Annotated in this window: 4 protein-coding genes; all 4 read left to right on the top strand. The window is 72.3% G+C overall.

The window, feature by feature from the left end; all coding sequences use genetic code 11:
• Positions 1-142: 142 nt before the first annotated feature.
• The 4 genes from argH (at position 143) to tyrS (ending at position 4140) form a co-directional block, all read left to right on the top strand.
• Positions 143-1549, top strand: coding sequence for an argininosuccinate lyase (gene argH, locus KLI87_RS38350; protein ID WP_214620927.1), 1407 nt, complete (start codon positions 143-145; stop codon positions 1547-1549).
• Between the two features lie 138 nt (positions 1550-1687).
• The gene (locus KLI87_RS38345; protein ID WP_156221808.1) at positions 1688-2323 is read left to right on the top strand and encodes a DNA-3-methyladenine glycosylase; all 636 of its coding nucleotides are present in this window, start codon (positions 1688-1690) and stop codon (positions 2321-2323) included.
• Positions 2316-2765 (top strand): hypothetical protein, encoded by a 450-nt coding sequence (locus KLI87_RS38340; RefSeq protein ID WP_214620926.1) that lies wholly within the window; start codon positions 2316-2318, stop codon positions 2763-2765. Before KLI87_RS38345 ends, KLI87_RS38340 begins: the two co-directional genes overlap by 8 nt.
• 97 nt (positions 2766-2862) lie before the next feature.
• Positions 2863-4140, top strand: coding sequence for a tyrosine--tRNA ligase (gene tyrS / locus KLI87_RS38335; protein WP_214620925.1), 1278 nt, complete (start codon positions 2863-2865; stop codon positions 4138-4140).
• The last annotated feature ends 514 nt before the right edge of the window (positions 4141-4654 follow it).

The following is a 4654-nucleotide window of genomic DNA, read 5'->3' as shown; positions in this document are numbered from 1 at the left end:
GCCCCGGCGGGGGGGGCCCGCCGCGGGGGCGCCCCCGGCGGCGGCACGCCCCGGATAACGTTTGCCCATGCCCCGCGGCCGGCGGCCGTGGTGGGATGGGCAGGAACACGACACGCACAGCGGTGGGAAGAAGAGGATCTCCGTGACCAAGGCACCGACGCGACTGTGGGGCGGCCGGTTCGAAGGCGGCCCGGCGGACGCGCTCGCGCGGCTCTCGGTGAGCGTCCAGTTCGACTGGCGGCTCGCCCCCTACGACCTGATGGGCTCCCGCGCGCACGCCCGCGTCCTCAACCGGGCGGGGCTGCTCACCGACGACGAGCTCGCGCGCATGCTCGGGGCGCTGGACGACCTGGAGGCCGCCTGCCGGTCCGGTGAGTTCCGTCCGGCCGTCGCCGACGAGGACGTCCACACCGCCCTCGAACGCGGCCTGCTGGAGCGCCTCGGCACCCTCGGCGGCAAGCTGCGCGCCGGCCGTAGCCGCAACGACCAGGTCGCCACCGACCTGCGCCTGTACCTGCGCGACCACGCCCGCCAGATCGTCTCCCGGCTGGTCGAGCTGGAGACCGCGCTGATCGCGCAGGCCGAGCACAACCTCGGCGTCGCCGCCCCGGGCATGACCCACCTGCAACACGCCCAGCCCGTGCTGTTCTCCCACCAGCTCCTCGCGCACGTCCAGCCGCTCACCCGCGACATCGACCGGCTCCGCGACTGGGACCGGCGCGCCGCGGTGTCCCCGCTCGGCTCCGGCGCCCTCGCCGGGTCCTCGCTGCCGCTGGACCCGCAGGCCACCGCCGCCGAGCTCGGCTTCGACGCCGCCGCCGCCAACTCCATGGACGCCGTCGCCGACCGCGACTTCGTCGCCGAGTTCCTGTTCGCCGCCGCGCTCATCGGCGTGCACCTGTCGCGCCTCGGCGAGGAGATCTGCCTCTGGGCGTCCCAGGAGTTCCGCTGGATCGAGATGGACGACACCTACGCCACCGGGTCGTCGATCATGCCGCAGAAGAAGAACCCCGACGTCGCCGAGCTGGCGCGCGGCAAGGCGGGCCGCCTCATCGGCCACCTCGTCGGCCTGCTGACGACGCTCAAGGGCCTGCCGCTCACCTACAACCGCGACCTCCAGGAGGACAAGGAGGGCGCCTTCGACGCCGTCGAGACGCTCCTGCTCGTCCTGCCCGCCATGTCCGGGCTCATCGCGACCATGCGGGTCAACACCGAGCGCCTGGAGGCCCTCGCCCCCGACGGCTTCGCCCTCGCCACCGACCTCGCCGAACTGCTCGTCCGCCGGGGCGTGGCCTTCCGCGACGCCCACGAGATCGTCGGGCACCTCGTGGTCTGGTGCCAGGTCAACGACAAGGACTTCGGCGACCTCACCGACGAGGAGCTGGCGAAGGTGTCCCCGTCGCTGACGCCCGACGTCCGCGAGGTCCTCAACGTCCAGGGCGCGCTCGCGTCCCGGAAGGCCTACGGCGGCACGGCCCCCGAACGCGTCCGCGAGCAGATCGACACCCTGCGCGCCGAGGTCAACGAACACGCCGCCTGGGCCTCCTAGATCCGGCCGGGGTGGCCGGCAGGACGCGTCGCGTGATGGCCGAACCCACCCCGGGCCGCCTCTAGGCTTTCCGGAGGGTCCCCCGGTCCCGGGCCGGGGCCGCCCCGCCGGATCCACCCCACGACCCACGGTGAGGCGATGAACGGAGCGTTGCTGCCACGGGACTTCCTCGACCGCCCGGTGGACGAGGTCGCGCCCGCCCTGCTCGGACACGTGCTCAGGCACCGCACCCCCGAGGGGGAGGTCGCCGTCCGCCTCACCGAGGTCGAGGCGTACGCGGGGCCCCTGGACCCCGCGTCCCACGCCTACCGAGGCCGGACGCCGCGCAACGCCGTCATGTTCGGGCCGCCCGGCTTCGCCTACGTGTACTTCACCTACGGCATGCACTTCTGCGTGAACCTCGTCTGCGGGCCCGACGGGATCTCCTCGGCCGTCCTGCTGCGCGCCGGGGAGATCGTCGCGGGGGAGGGGACGGCGCGGGCCCGCCGGCCCCGCTCGTCCACCCGCGACCTCGCGCGCGGCCCGGCGCGGCTCTGCCAGGCGCTCGGCATCGCCCGCGAGCAGAACGGCCTGGACGTGTGCTCCCCGGACGGGCCGCTGACCGTCCACCTGGGCGAGCCCGCCGACCCCGCGCTCATCAGGAGCGGGCCCCGGACAGGGGTCAACGGCGCCAAGGAGGTGCCCTGGCGGTTCTGGATCGACGGGGACCCGAGCGTCTCCCCGTACCGTCCGCACGTCCCGAGGAAGCGCAAGAAGGTCACCGCCGATGACTGACCAGGCCCCGCCCGCCCCTCCGGAGGCGGCGCCGCGCCCTCGGCCGCCGGCCGGACGCGCGCGGTGGGTCCGCAGGAGCCTGGTCGCCGCCGCCCTCCTCCTCGGGGTGGTCGTGCTGGGTGTCGACTCCTGGGGCGCCTCGATCGACGAGCCGGCCGCGTCGGTGCGGCAGCCGAAGGCAGAGGGGTCCGTCCGGTACTTCGTCACCGTCCAGGACAACCGCAGCAGGATCCTGCACCGGCACCGGTACTACGACCTGTTCGTGGGCATGATCGTGTCGGGCCGCCGCGACCCGTCCTACGGGCACTGGGTCCGCCTGGACTGGGGGTCCTCGGAGCGGCCCGCCATCAAGAACGCCCAATGGGACCGGACGGGCGTCCGGGTGGCCTTCACCTCGGGACACGAGGTGTTCGTCCCCGCCCGCCGCTTCCCGGGGCATTGAATATCGTTGGCCCCACCCAGGCCGGACGGGGCACCCTGGTGCAGACGCCGGGCCCGCCCGGCGCCGACCACAGAGCAAGCCGGAGACGAGGGAGACCGTGACCGACATCCTGGACGATCTCGCGTGGCGCGACCTGATCGCGCAGTCCACCGACCTGGACGAACTGCGGGCCCTGCTCGCCGCGGGACCGGTCACGCTGTACTGCGGGTTCGACCCGACGGCGCCGTCGCTGCACCTCGGCAACCTGATCCAGATCCTCGTGCTGCGGCGCTTCCAGCAGGCCGGCCACCGGCCCCTCGGCCTGGTCGGCGGCGCCACCGGCCTCATCGGCGACCCGAGCGGCAAGAGCGCCGAACGCGTCCTGAACTCCGAGGAGACCGTCGCGGGCTGGGTCGAGCGCGTCCGCGCCCAGGTCGCCCGGTTCCTGGAGTTCGGCGACGGCCCGACGGCCGCGACGATGGTCAGCAACCTCGAATGGACCGGGCCGATGTCCGCGATCGAGTTCCTGCGCGACATCGGCAAGCACTTCCCGGTCAACCGCATGCTCGCCCGCGAGACCGTCAAGGCCCGCCTCGACACCACCGGGATGAGCTACACCGAGTTCAGCTACGTCCTGCTCCAGTCGATGGACTTCCTGGAGCTGTACCGCCGGTACGGGTGCGTGCTCCAGACGGGCGGCAGCGACCAGTGGGGCAACCTCACCGCCGGCGCGGACCTCATCCGCCGCGTCGAGGGCGGCACGGCCCACGCCCTGACCACGCCGCTGCTCACCAAGGCGGACGGATCCAAGTTCGGCAAGACCGCCGGCGGCGAGACCTACTGGCTCGATCCCGAGCTGACCTCGCCGTACGCGTTCTACCAGTTCTGGATCAACGCGGACGACCGCGACGTCGAGATGTACCTCAAGGCGTTCAGCTTCCGCTCCCGCGAGGAGATCGAGGACCTGGTCAAACAGGGCGTCGACCGTCCCGCGGCGCGCGCACCCCAGCGCGCGCTCGCCGAGGAGATGACCACGCTCGTCCACGGCGCCGACGAGACCGCCCGGGTCGTGGCCGCGTCCCGTGCCCTGTTCGGCCAGGGCGCCTTGGAGGAGCTGGACGAGCGGACGCTGAGATCGGCGCTCGCCGAGGTTCCGCGCACCGAGGTGCCGCCAGGATCCCTGCCGACCGTCGCCGACCTCCTGGCCGCCACGGGCCTGTGCAAGAGCAAGTCCGAGGCGCGCCGCGCGATCGCCCAGGGCGGCGCCTACCTCAACAACGCCAAGGTCGAGTCGGACGACGCCGCGCCCGCCGCGGCGGACCTCCTGCACGGCCGCTTCCTCGTCCTGCGACGCGGGAAGCGCAACATCGGCGGTGTCGAGGTCACGTCGGCGTGAACCACGGCTGACCTGCGAAGAAAGCGCGCCCGTCCGGCCTGTGCCGGGCGGGCGTCCGTCATCGCGCGGGCAAACTTCGGTGAATAAACGTCACAGTGCGGTTACGGGCGGCGGCGACCGGGCATCATCCAGGGTCCAAAAACATGGTCTGACCAGGGTGTTCATGCCGCCCGAAGGTTGATTTGACGGTCCCGCTGAGGGGACCTAATGTTCTACACGCCCCACAGGGGAGCGGGACGCCGACAAGGCGGCCGGCCCCGGGGGACACCTCCTCAGACCAGATGAGCTGGACTCTGTCTTGCCCAAATGGGACGTGGGGGGCCGAAGAGCCCACAGGTTGACAAACCAGGCGCTTCGGGTAAGATAGAAGGGTTGCCCCGGAGCGGGGCTCGCGGAAGCGGGTTCGGCGCGGTGGGTGTCCGTTTCTTGAGAACTCAACAGCGTGTTAAAAGCCAGTGCCTTTATCGGCCCGGCCGTGATGCGGTCGGGTCGCCCCGTGGCCCTGTGCATCCTT

This window comes from Actinomadura sp. NEAU-AAG7 (assembly GCF_018603865.1).
GTDB classification, from domain to species: Bacteria; Actinomycetota; Actinomycetes; order Streptosporangiales; family Streptosporangiaceae; genus Spirillospora; species Spirillospora litoris.
This window is presented reverse-complemented; position numbering and strand designations above follow the sequence as displayed.